Raw genomic sequence first — 15,700 nt, 5'->3', positions numbered from 1 at the left:
ATTTAGTTAGATTATGAAATCAAAAGATTACTAACTAAAATATAGTTTGTGAATAAAAAAAGAAGGCTCTGGAAGCGATGTCGAACATGCTTCTAGAGCCTTCTAATTATACGTTTAGGGTGTTGTCTGCAATATTGAAGATGATACACTAGCATATTTCGCTAAATCTTTATTCAAAATAGTCGTCATCTCCATTTGATGCTCATTTGCTTTTTCTGTCGTCCACTTCTCTTCACTAGATATCGTTATGGTCTGCATAATCGCTAATTTTAGACTCTGTTTAATTAGATTTGGATAAGAGTCGATTTTACTGAGCGGAGATAAATTCGAGAATTTCGAGTTTCCGGAAATCGTTATTAACGCTAGGTTACCTAAGCTATGCAAATCACGGTTATCCCATTTCATTCCGTCAATTGGATGTTGTGGAAAGAAGTGCTCGATAGAATTTCTGAACTGGAACTGCCAGTCATCATTTAATGGAGATACGAGTTGTTTGTTCTTATATGAGTAGCCATCACGGAAGATTAAATAATCTAGATAAGAAAAAACGATTCGTTCTATTTCAAACCCTGATTTCGTCTCATAATTAGATTCGCTGACTTTCTTACAACAGTACTGCTCTAGTAATTTAATGAGATTCGTTGATTCATCATTTAGTAATTCAGAAAGGACTAGTGATATCCAGTGCATGGTTTTTGGAGAAGTGTAGGTGATACGCAAACAAGATTGAAGTGTTCTTAATTTTTGGTTCTGCTTTTCACGTTTCAGTGTTCCAACGTACGCTGGTTTATCACTATTTCTTTTTGTATCCCGGTACTTTTCTAACCGTTGCAAAGACCACTTACCTGTTTCTTTATAATCTTTGACAAATTCACGTTTTACAATGTACTTGTCATACAAGACACGACATTTCAACAAAGTAAATAAAAAACGTTTGGCGTTGTCAGGACTGTTCCAAGACCACTCTAAAGTTTGGAGAAAGTGTTTATCATCTAAACTAGCATTTGAGTTAGGATCCTTTAAGACAGCATTCACCTGTAGTAAGAAATTAGGGAAAGAGATGGTTGATTCAAACCGCTCATTTTCATCTTCAAGTTCTTTGCTCTTCGTGTCCAGTGTTTTGCTGCTATCTAGAATAGCAAGTAACGGTTTTTTAGATTGTGAGGTACTCTTTTTGTTATCGATTTGATCAACGATCGTATCAAAACTCTCAATTTTAGATTGGAGACTACTCCAATTATGGGTGAAGAGAAGCTTTCTGTGATTTGGATCAAAATTCATTTGTACGTAAGAATTCATATTTGAACAAGTGTCCCAAATCATTGCACCAACGTGTTTATCTTGATCGGTTTTAAGCACTTCGAGTAATTTTGCTTTTGCGATTTCGTGAAGTTCTAATTGCTCACCACGCGTATTCATAATCTCGAAGTAATGATTTAAATCAATATTTTTTGGAACTTGGACTCGAATCAAAAAGACGGATTCTAGTTTTTTAGCAAATTTTTCTTTATTGATCGGATTCGTTTCGAAGTAATTTTGAATGATATGATAACCATTTAAAATTTCAGCGGAAGCTAGTTCTTCTGGTAATGTGTAAGCTTTATCATCACTAAGATAAGCAAGTGTACGATTTGATGTGTCACGCGCTTCGAAGCGGAGGGCCTCTTTTGAAAAAGAGAACTTCAGACAGCGTTCAAGTAAATACAACGTCGTTAAGCGTTGTTGACCGTCAATGACTTCATAGACGTTGTTGTCGGTCTGATTGACGATTAGGTTTCCGAGGAAATATGTCTGGTCATCATTATCAAGAATGGCACTATCAATATCCTCAATCAACTGGAGGATTTGAAGTTCGTTCCAAGCATAATTCCGCTGATAAATCGGAACTGAATAATTAGTGTTTTTGAATACATTTGCTACTGGTATGACTTTCAGATTATCGCTCATATTAGCACCATCCATTCAAGGAAGAAAGTTTGTTATACACTGCTTGGTATTTCTTTTTGTTGTTTAAATCAACGGCTGGTTGCTCTAGTACATATAAATCTAATTCTGTCGGTGTATTCATTTCACTGATGATCGTAAAAATACCGAGTCCCACGTTGAGACGTTCATGCTTACCTATTGCGTACTTGTTAGTCGTTTCCTGATAGATAGCATTCATGACTAATCGGAGAGAGTAACTCCAAGTATAAAAGTAATCGAGTACCGATTTATTCAGGCTTTCAATCCCAAAACGATCAGCAAAAAATAGCAAGGAGCATTCAAACAATTGCATGATGTAAGTATCACCGGTTCCTTTACGTGGTATTTGATTTTCGTCTTCTGGATAGGACTGTTTAATGAGCTTCTGGATTTGTTCTAGTAGCTGTCCATAATGAAGGATGTAGTCGAAAAAACGCTTTCCGGCAACTAATGGTTGTGTCAGTTGGAACTGATTCAAAGAATTTGAAGCGAGCAGTTCATGATGACCATTTTTATTAAATTGTTCTATGAACAAATTACTAGCTTTATGGTATAACGCATAATTGTAGACGTGCGTGGTGTCAATTCCCTTGAAAGCATCAATTTTACTCGAGGAATAACCGAGACCATGTTTTCCTTTATACCATTGAGTTAACGGATATAAATAGTTTTTAAATAGATTACTCAAATCCTCTTGATTGACAGCCTCCCAACGACTAATGACATTCACCTTTTGTGACTCATCTTCGGCTGTCATTTCACGAAGATGATAAGATTTGAGGAGATCATGAGGGGCTAACGCTTTTCCTCGTGAATTTTGAGAATCAAAAAATTGAAAAGCTTCTTGTTCCTTATCTGTGACGATTTGAACGGTTGTGCATTTTTCTAAAAGATAATTTTTAAAGCGAACTTGTTCATCAGAGTTTAACTCATTCGTTTTTCTAGAAAGAATGCTGTGATTCGTCAGTATTGCATTTGTAGATAGCTCAGAATACTCTTCTTGCAATAATGATTGATCTGTATCACCTAGACAATAAAGTAATATCGAAAGGGTAGTGAGTCGTTGTTGACCGTCAACGATATTGTATGTATTACTATGATCTTTTTGAAGAATGACAGACCCCAGACGATATTCATCTAAATCATTCTGAAATGCTTCATAAGTATCGATGAACAAAAGATTTGTTGAGCGTGCACTCCATTTATAAGGTCGTTGATACGAAGGAATACGGAGAGGAATATTGAATAAATCACGTAATGGAAGTATTTCTAGCTCGTTTGTTAGTAAGGCCATTAAGAGTCTCCTTTATTTTTTCTTTTAATTATACCTATTTTTTACATATATACCTCTTTTTTTATTATTTTATGTACTATAAAGATGAAGTATCAAAAAGTGAAGCGAAAATGATTTAAGGAGTGTACAGTATGAAAGCTAAACTTTATCTAATGGAAGGGCTCCCGGGCTCAGGTAAAACAACAACAGCTGAAGCATTAACTCGTCTATTGCAAAAGGAACAAATCAATACACGCCTTCATATCGAAGGTGATCTCAACCATCCTGCAGATTATGAGAGTGTCGCTTACTTAACGATGAATGAATGGATAGACTTTCAAAGTAAATACGCTTCACTCGATGTCTTACGATTTGCTGAGGTGTTCAATGACTACGTGCTGGTATCATATCGTCAGTGGCAGTCAAAACAGGATGTTCCTGAAGTAGCGCTTACATTTCTCCAAGCACGTGATATCTATGAACTACCGTTCGAGTTGTATCAGTCATTGATCTTTAAGAAGTGGGAAGCGTTCGTCACTCAAGCGTTAACGACGGATACAACATATGTTTTTGAGTGCTGTTTCTTGCAAAATCCATTGACGATGGGGCTCATCAAATACGATCTATCGGAAGCGACGTTGCGAGCGTATATTGAACGCATAGCGACGATTATCGCACCGTTACAACCCGTTCTCGTTTATGTTGATCAACCGGATGTAGAACAAAGCTTCCGTAAAGCACTAAAAGAGCGTCCGACAGAATGGGCGGACGGATTCGTATCCTATTACACAGAGCAAGCATATGGTGTGAATCGCTCGTTATCAGGAGTGGAAGGAACAATTGCGATTTTACAGGCGCGAAAAGCACTGGAGCGTCAGTTGTTAGAAATGCTTCCGTTTAGAATAGAGGTATTCGGAAATGAAGATTTTTCAGTAGAAGCAAGACAAGTCTGGTTAAAGCAGTTGATTCAGTCAACTGTGCGTTCGACTTCTTTAAGCGAGAGCTAACTAAAAGGCGATTCCAAGTTACGGAATCGCCTTTTAGTAAATATAAAATGTGATATTACACCGACACTTCACTCACTACATGATTGACTTGCCACTGGACGCCAAACGTATCTTCGACGATTCCGTATGCTTCACTCCAGAATGTCTTTTGGATCGGCATGATGACGGTACCGTCTTTTGCGAGTTGATCAAATGTCTTCTGTAACAGATCCACGTCAGATAAGTGGAGTGCCAAGGTAACATTCTGACCAATCGTGACCGGATCATGTGGCATTGCGTCTGAGAACATTAAGCGGGTACCATGAACGATCAGTTCAGCATGGAGAACAAGTGACTGCATCTCTTCTGGATAGGGCTGACCATCAGGACCGGGACCTGGTCCGAACTCCATGATGTCCGGTAGTTCTTGACCGAAAACCCGTACATAGAACGTGATTGCCTCGCGCGTGTTGCCGTTAAAGACGAGATACGGATTGATTGGCATGGGAAAGCTCCTCTCTAAAAAAGCGAAGTGTGTTTTTTTTAGTATACCAAACATTTGTTCGTATTAAAAGAAAGATCGAACTCTTTTCGAAGTGAATCGAGTATTAATGATAACGTTTTCATATTTTCTGATATTTATAAAAAAATAGGTTGCAACTTCCAAAGAGACTTCGTATACTAAATTTATCGAAAGCGCTTTCGGTGAAATGGAGTGAGTAGCATGGGAACAATTTATGATTTAGCGAAGATGACCGGTTTTTCAATTACAACGGTCTCAAAAGCCTTAAATAATTATTCGGATGTCAGTGAAAAGACGAAAGCGAAAATCGTCCAAGCAGCAGCCGAGATGGGATACTTACCGAACGCGCACGCCCAGTCGCTCTCGACGAAACGTTCGTGGACGATCGGTGTCATGTTCTCGGAAGCACATGGCGTCGGAATGATGCATCCGTTCTTCAACGCGATCATTGAGAGTTTCCGAAAAGCAACAGAACAACAAGGGTATGACCTCATCTTCGCATCGCGGAACTTACGCAATCGTGATATGAGTTACCTCGAGCATTTCCGACACCGGGCAGTCGACGGCATCGTCGTCATCTGCTCCGATCAGATGGACCAGCACGTCCAGGAGTTGATTCAAAGCACGATTCCAATCGTCGTCGTCGACATGGACAGTGCCGATTGTAGTGTCGTCTACTCGGATAACATCACCGGTGGCACACTCGCCGTCAATCATTTGCACGAACTTGGTCATCGGTTGATTGCCCACATTGCAGGGGATACGTCGACAGATGCCGGAAGAGCGCGGATTGAAGGCTATCAGCAAGCGATGGAAAAACTTGATTTGCCGATTCCGGGCGGTTATCTCGTCAACGGCGGATTCTTTTCCGGGGAAGAAGGAAAGCGGGCAATGAACGAGTTGCTGGCATTACCTGAACGACCGACAGCAGTCTTTGTTGCTGGGGATGAAATGGCAATCGGTGCGATTGAGGCGATTCATGAAGCCGGGTTACGGATTCCGGAAGACATCTCAGTCGTTGGGTACGATGATATCTACATGGCGCAGTACATCACACCGAAGCTGACGACAGTCCGGCAAGATACGGAAACGATCGGTCAGCACGCAGCATCAGTCTTGATTGAACAGATCGTCAATAAAAAACGGGTCACGACACGCGATGTCATCCCGGTTAACTTGATGGTTCGTCAATCGACAGGTCCAGTACCTGAATAACACAATGGTTGTTTCGGAATCGCTCTCGCTCGTTGTCAGTGAGGAAAAGCGAGAGCGATTTCGAAATCATTTTTTATCACTTTTTCCGAAAGGGCTTTCGGGAATTTTCTTTAAAGCCTTTTCGAAAGCGCTTTCGATATTTTTGAATAACAAATTGAAACCGCTTACCTATAAGCGGAATACTTAACAAAAGGATGAGATGAGATGAAGAAGCAATTAGTTAGCGTGTTAACAGTCGGTGCGTTAACAGCAAGCGTCCTTGCTGGATGTTCAGGTAGCAGCGAAGAAAAGACGAGCGGCGGGAAAGACGTCTTAAAAATCTGGTCGTTCACAGATGAGTTGAAAGAGCCAATCAAAAAGTTCGAAGAGAAGAACGGTGTCAAAGTCGAATTGACGATCGTACCGATCGCCGACTACCCGACGAAGTTGAAACCAGCACTTGAAAGTGGCGTCGGAGCACCGGATATCTTCACAGGTGAGATTGCGTTCCTCAAACAATGGGTTGATGCCGGCTACTGGGCGAACCTCTCTGAAAAACCGTTTAACGCAGACGAAGTCAAAGATGACTATATCCCGTACGTCTATGACATGGGGAAAGATAAGGACGGTAACGTGCGTGCGCTGTCATGGCAAACGACACCAGGTGGCGTCTACTACAAACGCAGCATCGCGAAAAAAGTCCTCGGCACAGATGATCCAAAAGAAATCGGCGGCATGATGGACTCGATGGACGGCGTCTTCGAAGTCGCTGAAAAAATGAAGAGTAAAGGCTACAAGATGTTCCCAGATGAAGGATCGATCCGTTGGTTCGCACAAGGGAATGACCCACAACCTTGGGTCAACGATAAGCAAGAGCTCGTCTTGACGCAAGACAAGAAGGATTACATGGATTACGCAAAAGAACTTCGGACGAAACAATACACAGCACTTGCACCAGAATGGTCACCATCATGGTTCGCAGGCATGGATAAACCGGTCAAAGTTAAAGAAAATGGTAAAGAGACGGAAACAGAAGTATTCTCTTATGTTCTCCCGACATGGGGTCTTCACAGCGTCCTCAAAGAAAACGCGAAAAAATCAGCGGGTGACTGGGCGGTCACAAGCGGACCGAGCCCATACTTCTGGGGTGGTACGTGGTTAGGTGTCTACAAAGATTCGAAGAAACAAAAGCTTGCCTATGATTTCGTCAAGATGATGACGCAAGACGAAGCATTCTTAACAGATTGGGCAAAAGAAACAGGTGACGTGTTAGCGTACAAACCAGTTACTGAAAAAATCAAGACCGACTTCAAAGATGAGTTCCTCGGCGGACAGAACAACTATGAGTTCTTCCTTGATCAAGCAGACAAGATTACTCCAGGGATCGTCACGAAATATGACCAACAGCTCGATACATTGTACGGTGCATCGGTCATGGAATACGTCCAAGGTAAAAAATCAAAAGACGAAGCACTTGCTGAATTCTACAAAAAAGTCAAAAACGCGTATCCGGACGTCAAAGTACCGGAATAAGGAGAGTAGGTGGGGCGATCCTCGCCTCACCTCTTCTTGTTTAAGAAAGGGGTTTGACCTGTGAAAAAACTTGATCGCCATGGGTATCTGTTCATCGCACCGTTCTGGATTGTCTTCTTGATCTTCAGCATCTATCCGGTTGCCTTGACTTTCTATTACAGCTTTACGAACTACACGGGCGCTGAAGGCGAACAACTCGTCGGACTCGCGAACTATACGCGGTTACTCGGGGATACGTACTTCATCGAAGCGTTCTTTAACACTCTGAAGATTTGGGGGCTGAACTTCATCCTTCAGATCGGCGGCGCTTTACTACTCGCCTTATTGTTCTCGGATCTCCAGTTGAAACTAAAAGGACTTGCCTTCTTCCGGGCGACGTTCTACTTACCGAACTTGATCACGATCAGCTCGGTCGCTTTATTGTTCGGCATCTTGCTCGACTGGCAGCATGGTTCACTGAACATGATGTTGCTGAAAATCGGAATCATCTCGGAGCCGATCAACTGGTTGACGCAACCGGTGACCGCACAAATCTCCGTCTCGCTCATCCTGACATGGATGTGGCTCGGTCACTCGTTCATCGTCGTCATGGCGGGGGTATCCGGGATCTCGAAGGACTACTTCGAAGCAGCCTTGATTGATGGAGCAACACGTTGGCAAATCTTCTCACGCATCACGTTGCCACTCTTAAAACCGATTTTGCTCTACATCATGATCACGTCGTTGATTGGTGGTCTGCAATTGTTCGACCTCCCGATGTTGATTACGGATGGTGTCGGTGCGCCAGATGGTGCCTTGAACACGATGGTGCTCTATCTCTATAACCAAGCTTTCAAATACAACAACTATGGCTACGCCGCTGCTGTCGCATACGGACTGTTTGCCATCACGCTCGTCTTTTCAATCATCGTCTTCAAAGGGATGTTCCGAAAAGAACGTTCGCCGAAAGGAGCCTGACCGATGGAACGAAATGCAGAAGCACGTCGGATCGTGCCACAAACGGAGGAACAACCGGAGCGTTCCGAACGCCCGCTCAAGTTGACGCCACCACCGAAACAAAAGAAAGCCTGGTTCGGCAAAAGTGTTATCTATATTGGTCTCGTCGTCTTAACGATCGCCTGTATCATTCCGTTTTTGATGATGATCATCAACGCGACGCGCTCGAACGAAGAAGTCTTGTCCGGGTTCTCGTTGATTCCGGGGAACTCGCTTGCTGAGAACTACGCCGCACTCAGTTCGTACGTCAACATCTGGTCCGGTTTCAAGAACAGCTTGATCATCGCTGTCCTCGTCACCGTCTTGTCGGGGTATTTCTCGGCGTTGACAGCATTCGGATTCGCTTTCTATCAGTTCAAAGGGAAGAACGCGATGTTCGTCTTCATGCTCGTCATGATGATGGTTCCGGGTCAACTCGGTTTGATCGGATTCTACGAATTAAGCAAGAATCTCGGGTTGCTTGATAGCTATATCCCGTTGATTGTTCCAGCGATCGCGAGTCCGTTCACGGTCTTCTTCGTTCGGCAGTATGTCCAGACCGTCCTACATCCAAGTCTGATCGAGGCAGCACGGATGGACGGAGCGAGTGAGTTCCGGATCTTCCATACGATCGCTTTACCGATGATGATGCCGGCGATCGCGACGATGTCGATCTTTACGTTCATCGGTTCATGGAACAACTACATCATGCCGCTCGTCTTACTCTTCTCCCCAGAGAAGTATACGTTACCGGTCTTGATGGGCTTCTTGAAAGGATCACAAGTCGCAGAGAACTTAGGCTCGCTCTATCTCGGGATCGCGATTTCTGTCGTGCCGATCATGATCGCCTTCTTGTTCCTCTCGAAATATATCGTCAGCAGTATCTCGGCAGGTGCCGTTAAAGAATAAGTAGCTTAAAGGAGATTACACATATGAAATTTGCACCGAACTTCGTATTCGGAACGGCGACGTCGTCGTATCAAATCGAAGGAGCCCACAACGAAGGCGGACGTACACCTTCGATCTGGGATGCCTTTTGTGATGAGGACGGAAAAGTCTTCGGAAAACATAACGGTGATGTCGCTTGTGACCATTACCACCGTTATGAAGAAGACATTCAGCACATTAAACGTCTCGGCGTCGACACGTACCGCTTCTCGATTGCCTGGCCACGGATCTTCCCGCAAAAAGGGGTCTACAATCCGGAAGGGATGGCGTTTTACAAGAAACTCGCGACACGTCTGCGGGCTGAAGGCATCAAGCCAGCCGTGACGCTGTACCACTGGGACTTACCACTGTGGGCACATGAAGAAGGCGGCTGGGTCAACCGAGCATCGGTCGACTGGTTCCTTGACTTCGCCCGCGCGTGTTTCACGGAGCTCGACGGGATCGTCGACTCGTGGATCACACACAATGAACCGTGGTGTGCCGGGTTCCTCAGCTATCATCTCGGACAACATGCACCGGGTCATACGGATATGAACGAAGCCGTTCGTGCCGTGCACCACTTGTTGTTATCACACGGAAAAGCAGTCGAGCTGTTGAAGGGTGAGTTCAAATCGGTCACACCGATCGGTATCACGTTGAACTTGGCACCGAAGTATGCGAAGACGAATTCCGTCAACGATCAGCTGGCCATGAACAATGCAGACGGATACGCGAATCGGTGGTTCCTCGATCCAGTCTTCAAAGGTCAGTATCCAGTCGATATGATGAACCTGTTCTCGAAATACGTCCATTCGTACGCCTTCATCGAGGAAGGCGACATGGAGACAATCTCCGTCCCGTGTGACTTCTTCGGGATCAACTTCTATAGCCGCAACCTCGTCGAGTTCAGTGCTGCGAACGATTTCCTGCAGAAGGATGCGTACTCGGATTATGACAAGACAGGCATGGGCTGGGATATCGCACCGAGCGAATTCAAGGACTTGATTCGTCGTTTGCGTGCTGAGTATACGGATTTACCGATCTATATTACAGAAAACGGTGCGGCATTCGACGACGAATTGATCGACGGTCGCGTCGCTGATCAGAACCGGATTGATTACGTCGCACAACACCTGCAAGCTGTGTCTGATTTAAACGAAGAAGGGATGAACATCCAAGGCTATTATCTTTGGTCACTGCTCGACAACTTCGAGTGGAGCTTCGGCTACGATAAGCGCTTCGGGATTCTCTATGTCGATTTCGAGACACAGGAACGGATTTGGAAAGACAGCGCCCACTGGTATGCGGGCGTCATCGAGCAACATAAGGCAACGATTCCGCAAGAAGCGTGACAAAGGAGGCAAGGTCGAACATTCGTCCTTGCCTCTTTTTGACTAAGAGGAGGAAACAGACATGAAGACATGGGTAGCACTGGCGGTCGGGACCGGTTTATTGCTGAGCGGTCAAGCGGTCGACGCGAAGGCAGACAAAAAAGAGACGAAGTGGAAACTCGTCTGGTCGGATGAGTTTCAGGCAAAACAACTCGACCGGACGAAATGGACGTATGATACGGGAAACTGGATCAAGGATGCGAACGGACAACCGGTCTCACCAGGTTGGGGCAACAATGAAAAACAATACTACACGACGAAGCAGGACAACTCGTTTATTCGCAACGGGAAACTCGTCATCAAGGCGAAGCAGGAAAAGACGACGGATGATCTCGGTACATACGATTACACGTCGGCGAAGCTGAAGACGAAAGGGTTGTTCAGTAAGACGTACGGTCGTTATGAGATCAAAGCGAAGCTGCCGACTGGAAAAGGGCTTTGGCCTGCGTTCTGGATGTTACCGGAGCAAGATAAGTACGGGGCGTGGGCAGCGTCCGGTGAGATTGACGTCATGGAAGCTTGGGGCAGTCAGCCGGACAAGGTCGCTGGAACGATTCACTACGGGGAGAACTGGCCAAACAATAAGTATACGGGGAAAGACTATCACTTCCCAGACGGACAGCGAATCGACCAATGGCATACGTACGCGGTCGAGTGGGAGCCGGGCGAACTCCGCTGGTACGTCGACGGCAATCTCTATCAAACACAAAACGATTGGTACAGCAAAGGCTTGAACGCGGCAACGAACTATAGTTATCCGGCACCGTTCGACCAAAACTTCTATCTCGTTATGAATCTCGCGGTTGGTGGTTGGTTCGATGGAGAGGTCGATGCGACAACGAAGTTTCCAGCCGAGATGGAAGTCGACTACGTCCGGGTCTACGACTTAAAAAATCGAGCGTACCGCGAACCGGTCGAACCGACCTACGAAAACGTGACATTACCGGACGGAGCCAAACAACCGATCGACGGCAACCTCGTTTACGACACAGCGTTTGAAAAACCGATCACGATGATCACCGGGAATCAGTCGTTTGATCCGCTGTACTGGAACTACGTCACGCTCCCAGACTTCGGTGGCAAAGGAAGCCTTGCGATCATTGAAAAAGAGGGGCAACGGATGGCAGACGTCACGATTGATCAGCCTGGTTCACAGACGTATTCTCACCAACTGATTCAAAACGTATCCCTTGCGCAAGGTGGACGTTACCAAGTCAGCTTTGACGCGAGCAGCACAGCAGACCGGAAGATGATGGTCAAAGTCGGTGGTGGAGCAGAGCGTGGTTACACGAAATATTCGAATGAACAGTCGATTGCTCTGACACCAAGCGTCAAACGACATACGTTCACGTTCGATATGGCGGCAGAGACAGATCTCGCAGCGCGTCTGGAGTTCAACCTCGGACTTGAAAAAGCGGGTGTCCAGATCGGGAACGTCCGTGTCGAGCAGATTCCGCGCGGCGTCATCGATGAAGATGCAACGAAACCGGCACTACCGGACGGGAACCTCGTCTACAACGGAACGTTCGATCAAGGGGCGATGGATCGTTTGACGTATTGGCACTTCGACGGTAGTAAACGGACGACAGGGTCTGTTGATCCCGAGTCACGTGATTTCCGTTATGAAGGACATGGTCAAAAAACGACGGCACGCTTAACGCAAAAGGGACTTCAACTGGAAGCCGGGCATGCGTATCAGCTTCGATTCACAGCAGGTGCGAAAAAAGCGAAATCACTTCAGGTGAAGATCACCGGGGCACAGGAGCAATTGAAACAGACGACTGTACCGTTGACGAAACAAGCAACGACTGTCGACATTCCGTTCACAGCTACACAAACGGCAGACGACAATCAGCTTGTGTTTGACTTCAGTGGACAAGCCGGGAAAATCTCGCTCGATGATGTGGAGTTGATCGATGTGACGCCGGTGCCGGTTGATCCGTCACCACTGAAGAACGGTTCGTTCGCAAACGGATTAACGTCGTGGTCGTCATACGTCCACTATGATGCGCAAGCCGCTATCGAAGCTGTCAATGAAGCAGCACGCATAAAGATCGGAGCGGAAGGACAAGAACCATGGAGTGTCTTACTCGAGCAAGGAAACTTGTCACTCGCGAAAGGCAAAACATATGAATTGAGCTTCACGGCATCGTCGACTGTACCGCGTCCAATCGAAGTAACAGTCGAAAATGCTTCGTACACGCGTTACTTCAGTCAAGTCGAGCCAATCACGACAACACCGAAAATGTACAGCTATACCTTTACAATGGGACAAGCCGATACAGGGGCGTTGAAGTTCTTGATGGGACGCGCGGAAGGTTCGCCGTTCGCCGCCCATGACGTGACGATTGATGATGTGAATCTTAAAGTGAAGGAATGACCGAAACAAGGATTTGACTCAAAAAAGAATGACTCATCGTTGCACGCCCTTTCCTCAGGCGAGACACAAGCCAGTTTTCCTGCTTCATCCAAGCAGGAAAGCGGGTCTTGTTTGTCTCTGACAGCGCATAATGCGCTTTTTCCTGTAGGAGTGGCGTGTAACGTGTCATTTTTTTACGAGATAAGGGTGGCAGATCATCATTCTGTCACCCTTATCTTTTGTATAGACTGACTGATGAGTTAGCCCTTGTTTTAGTGTCATCAGCTTAAACAAAAAAGCCGAACTATTTTTCGTGATGAAAAAGGAATAAAACCCATCATATGGAATATACAACGTAGAAGTGACATCTATTCGTTTTCAGAGGAGGAAACGTCATGCGTCAGAGGTACATACCGTATCGACTCATCTTCATCGTAGGTTTACTTGGCATGATCGGCATCAATGGATGGTCTGCCTTACTTCATCCGGACGGCGCGATTAACGGCTGGCAAAGCATCGCCTCCGTCGTTTGGCTCGTTAGTCTAGTCGGGTCGCTGTTCTATATGAAGGAAGAAAAAGCGCTTCGCCTCGTGGTCTGGTATATCCGGATTGGTCTCGCTGCAGCGTTATTCATTTATGGTGTTTCGTTACTCGAAGGCGCATTTTCTGAAACGATTTGGTTTGATGCATTGGCGAGTGTTCAGTTCGTGTTCTATTTTCTCTTCGTTGTCCCATTGTTTGGATTAAATGCTTGGACGGATGTCTTGTTTGGTGAGTTTTCGTTATACATGAGTGTCTTGTACGGTATTGCCTTGATTACGCTCCACGTAAAGGTCTGGAATGATACATCACGGCGTTTGCATTATTAAGTAGAAAAGGTGAATGGTATGTTGAGTCCCGTGAATGAGCGCGAAGAACGGACGGGGAAACGTGAACGCCGAAAACAAAGGAAAATCGATGTGGGATGCGTCACGATTGTCGGCATTCCATTACTTTTCATCGTTCCGTTTCTGTTGATCATCCTTATCTTAATGAAGTCTGCTCCATGAAAAGGTGACCTGGTGTCACCTTTTTTTGTTGTGTCGTCAACTTTTTTCTCGACTCGCCCGTCTTAATGATGTATACACAGAACGATATCGAAAAAAGGAGCCGCGGCCTATGACCTCTCGTCAAATGAGAAAACGGGAAAAAGCATTCGTCCGTTTTTTAAAGCAATACAAACCGAATCTCTACTGGTTAGCCTACAGCTATATGAAAAATGAACAGGATAGTCTGGATGTCATACAGGACAGCATCCAAAAAGCGTTACAGTCACTCGACCGACTCGAGGATGAGGAACGGATGAAAGCCTGGTTCTATCAGATTTTGACACGAACAGCGATTGATGCAATCCGGAAACGACAGCATAGCGTTAGTTACGACACGGATCGACTGATCGAACTCGTCGCGACGAAAGAAGATACATACCCGGATTCCGATTTACGACAGGCGCTTGAGGAGCTACCGGTCATGTACCGGGAAGTCGTCATCTTACACTATTTCGAGGACTTGATCTTAAAAGACGTCGCGACGATTTTGGAGCTGAATTTAAGTACGACCAAGTCCCGGCTGTATAAAGGATTGACCTTACTGAAAATGAAATTGAATGGAGATGATTTAGATGTCGAACAAACTTGATGATCTGAAGCAGGCATACCAACAACCACCGGTTCCAAAAGAACTCGATGAAATGATTGCCCGAGTCGAGCACCGGACGCGTCCTTCGCGGACGAAACGATCCGTATGGATCACAGCCGCCGCGATCACGTTATTCGTTGGTGGATTAAATAGTAATGCGTCGTTTGCGGACGCGATGGCGAAGGTGCCGGTCTTTGGTCAACTGACTGAGATCGTGACGATCGACTGGAAAGAGACGAAGACACAACAGTCGGCTGATATTAAAGCCCCTCAAGTGACGTTACCAGACAAAGCACTCGAGCAACAATTGAACGAAAAGTATATCGCGGAAGGACAAGCGCTCTACGAAAAGTTCAAACAGGAGACGAACGGACAGGAAGGGGCATTTGCCGTCGATAGCCGCTACGACGTCAAGACGGATACGGACGACTTGTTGTCGATTGGGCGAACCGTCACCGAAACACGGGCAAGTGCATCGGAAAGCGTCCAGTACGATACGATCGACAAAAAACAACAGCTGGTCTTGACGTTACCATCCTTGTTCAAGGATGACGGATATATCACGACGATCAGTGATTATCTAAAAGAAGAGATGCGTCGTCAAATGAAAGCCGATGAAGGAAAGGTCTATTTCGTCGAAGGAACATCAGATGTGCCAGAGGACGAGCAGTTCAAGCACATTTCAGCGAAGCAAAACTTTTATATTACGGCAGACCACAAATTAGTCCTGTCGTTTGATGAATACAGCATCGCTCCAGGATATATGGGCATCGTCGAATTCAAGATCCCGACGTCGGTCTTAAAAGATGACCTTGTCAGCTCGTCCTATATTCGTTGATTGTCAGATTTTAAAAATCATTGATGTAAAAATGAAAAAGGGGAACAATTTCTAAAAAT

At 45.4% G+C, this 15,700-nt stretch carries 14 protein-coding genes; 11 read left to right on the top strand and 3 right to left on the bottom strand.

Features of this window, described 5'->3' with window-relative positions; genetic code table 11:
• Positions 1–114 precede the first annotated feature (114 nt).
• Together ITJ88_RS11955 and ITJ88_RS11950 are read right to left on the bottom strand one after the other, a co-directional pair.
• Positions 115–1,962, bottom strand: coding sequence for a DUF262 domain-containing protein (locus tag ITJ88_RS11955; protein WP_230088837.1), 1,848 nt, complete (start codon positions 1,960–1,962; stop codon positions 115–117).
• Positions 1,949–3,259, bottom strand: coding sequence for a DUF262 domain-containing protein (locus ITJ88_RS11950; protein WP_195865806.1), 1,311 nt, complete (start codon positions 3,257–3,259; stop codon positions 1,949–1,951). The genes ITJ88_RS11955 and ITJ88_RS11950 overlap by 14 nt, the downstream gene beginning before the upstream one ends.
• A gap of 131 nt (positions 3,260–3,390) precedes the next feature.
• Between ITJ88_RS11950 and ITJ88_RS11945 the strand changes: the two genes are divergently transcribed.
• Complete coding sequence (locus ITJ88_RS11945; protein WP_195865805.1) at positions 3,391–4,245, top strand: P-loop NTPase family protein; 855 nt, start codon at positions 3,391–3,393, stop codon at positions 4,243–4,245.
• Between the two features lie 55 nt (positions 4,246–4,300).
• Here ITJ88_RS11945 and ITJ88_RS11940 read toward each other — a convergent pair whose 3' ends face one another.
• The gene (locus ITJ88_RS11940; protein ID WP_195865804.1) at positions 4,301–4,729 is read right to left on the bottom strand and encodes a VOC family protein; all 429 of its coding nucleotides are present in this window, start codon (positions 4,727–4,729) and stop codon (positions 4,301–4,303) included.
• A 219-nt stretch (positions 4,730–4,948) separates the two neighbouring features.
• Between ITJ88_RS11940 and ITJ88_RS11935 the strand changes: the two genes are divergently transcribed.
• From ITJ88_RS11935 to rsiV, 10 genes are all read left to right on the top strand, one after another.
• Positions 4,949–5,962, top strand: a complete 1,014-nt coding sequence (locus ITJ88_RS11935; protein WP_195865803.1) for a LacI family DNA-binding transcriptional regulator — start codon at positions 4,949–4,951, stop codon at positions 5,960–5,962.
• A gap of 204 nt (positions 5,963–6,166) precedes the next feature.
• On the top strand, positions 6,167–7,474 hold the full coding sequence (locus ITJ88_RS11930; protein ID WP_058703541.1) for an ABC transporter substrate-binding protein: 1,308 nt from the start codon (positions 6,167–6,169) through the stop codon (positions 7,472–7,474).
• Positions 7,475–7,534: 60 nt separating this feature from the next.
• Positions 7,535–8,431 carry a carbohydrate ABC transporter permease gene (locus tag ITJ88_RS11925; RefSeq protein ID WP_195865802.1) on the top strand — a complete coding sequence of 299 codons (897 nt, stop codon included), beginning with the start codon at positions 7,535–7,537 and terminating at the stop codon, positions 8,429–8,431.
• Between the two features lie 3 nt (positions 8,432–8,434).
• Positions 8,435–9,358 carry a carbohydrate ABC transporter permease gene (locus ITJ88_RS11920; protein ID WP_081637442.1) on the top strand — a complete coding sequence of 308 codons (924 nt, stop codon included), beginning with the start codon at positions 8,435–8,437 and terminating at the stop codon, positions 9,356–9,358.
• A gap of 23 nt (positions 9,359–9,381) precedes the next feature.
• Complete coding sequence (locus ITJ88_RS11915; protein ID WP_195865801.1) at positions 9,382–10,728, top strand: GH1 family beta-glucosidase; 1,347 nt, start codon at positions 9,382–9,384, stop codon at positions 10,726–10,728.
• A 61-nt stretch (positions 10,729–10,789) separates the two neighbouring features.
• Positions 10,790–13,147: a carbohydrate binding domain-containing protein gene (locus tag ITJ88_RS11910; RefSeq protein ID WP_195865800.1), complete on the top strand. Its 2,358-nt coding sequence runs from the start codon at positions 10,790–10,792 to the stop codon at positions 13,145–13,147.
• 374 nt (positions 13,148–13,521) lie between these two features.
• Positions 13,522–13,995 carry a hypothetical protein gene (locus ITJ88_RS11905; protein WP_195865799.1) on the top strand — a complete coding sequence of 158 codons (474 nt, stop codon included), beginning with the start codon at positions 13,522–13,524 and terminating at the stop codon, positions 13,993–13,995.
• A gap of 30 nt (positions 13,996–14,025) precedes the next feature.
• Positions 14,026–14,175: a hypothetical protein gene (locus ITJ88_RS11900; RefSeq protein ID WP_156772485.1), complete on the top strand. Its 150-nt coding sequence runs from the start codon at positions 14,026–14,028 to the stop codon at positions 14,173–14,175.
• 124 nt (positions 14,176–14,299) lie between these two features.
• Positions 14,300–14,803 (top strand): RNA polymerase sigma factor SigV, encoded by a 504-nt coding sequence (sigV, locus tag ITJ88_RS11895; protein WP_230088836.1) that lies wholly within the window; start codon positions 14,300–14,302, stop codon positions 14,801–14,803.
• Complete coding sequence (gene rsiV / locus ITJ88_RS11890; RefSeq protein ID WP_195865797.1) at positions 14,787–15,641, top strand: anti-sigma-V factor RsiV; 855 nt, start codon at positions 14,787–14,789, stop codon at positions 15,639–15,641. Before sigV ends, rsiV begins: the two co-directional genes overlap by 17 nt.
• The last annotated feature ends 59 nt before the right edge of the window (positions 15,642–15,700 follow it).

This window comes from Exiguobacterium abrahamii (assembly GCF_015645365.1).
Taxonomy (GTDB): Bacteria; Bacillota; Bacilli; order Exiguobacteriales; family Exiguobacteriaceae; genus Exiguobacterium_A; species Exiguobacterium_A abrahamii.
This window is presented reverse-complemented; position numbering and strand designations above follow the sequence as displayed.

Coding starts and splice junctions, on each gene's coding strand:
- ITJ88_RS11955 (WP_230088837.1), bottom strand. CDS start 1,962: ATGGATGGTGCTAATATGAGCGATAATCTGAAAGTCATACCAGTAGCA.
- ITJ88_RS11950 (WP_195865806.1), bottom strand. CDS start 3,259: ATGGCCTTACTAACAAACGAGCTAGAAATACTTCCATTACGTGATTTA.
- ITJ88_RS11945 (WP_195865805.1), top strand. CDS start 3,391: ATGAAAGCTAAACTTTATCTAATGGAAGGGCTCCCGGGCTCAGGTAAA.
- ITJ88_RS11940 (WP_195865804.1), bottom strand. CDS start 4,729: ATGCCAATCAATCCGTATCTCGTCTTTAACGGCAACACGCGCGAGGCA.
- ITJ88_RS11935 (WP_195865803.1), top strand. CDS start 4,949: ATGGGAACAATTTATGATTTAGCGAAGATGACCGGTTTTTCAATTACA.
- ITJ88_RS11930 (WP_058703541.1), top strand. CDS start 6,167: ATGAAGAAGCAATTAGTTAGCGTGTTAACAGTCGGTGCGTTAACAGCA.
- ITJ88_RS11920 (WP_081637442.1), top strand. CDS start 8,435: ATGGAACGAAATGCAGAAGCACGTCGGATCGTGCCACAAACGGAGGAA.
- ITJ88_RS11915 (WP_195865801.1), top strand. CDS start 9,382: ATGAAATTTGCACCGAACTTCGTATTCGGAACGGCGACGTCGTCGTAT.
- ITJ88_RS11910 (WP_195865800.1), top strand. CDS start 10,790: ATGAAGACATGGGTAGCACTGGCGGTCGGGACCGGTTTATTGCTGAGC.
- ITJ88_RS11905 (WP_195865799.1), top strand. CDS start 13,522: ATGCGTCAGAGGTACATACCGTATCGACTCATCTTCATCGTAGGTTTA.
- sigV (WP_230088836.1), top strand. CDS start 14,300: ATGAGAAAACGGGAAAAAGCATTCGTCCGTTTTTTAAAGCAATACAAA.
- rsiV (WP_195865797.1), top strand. CDS start 14,787: ATGTCGAACAAACTTGATGATCTGAAGCAGGCATACCAACAACCACCG.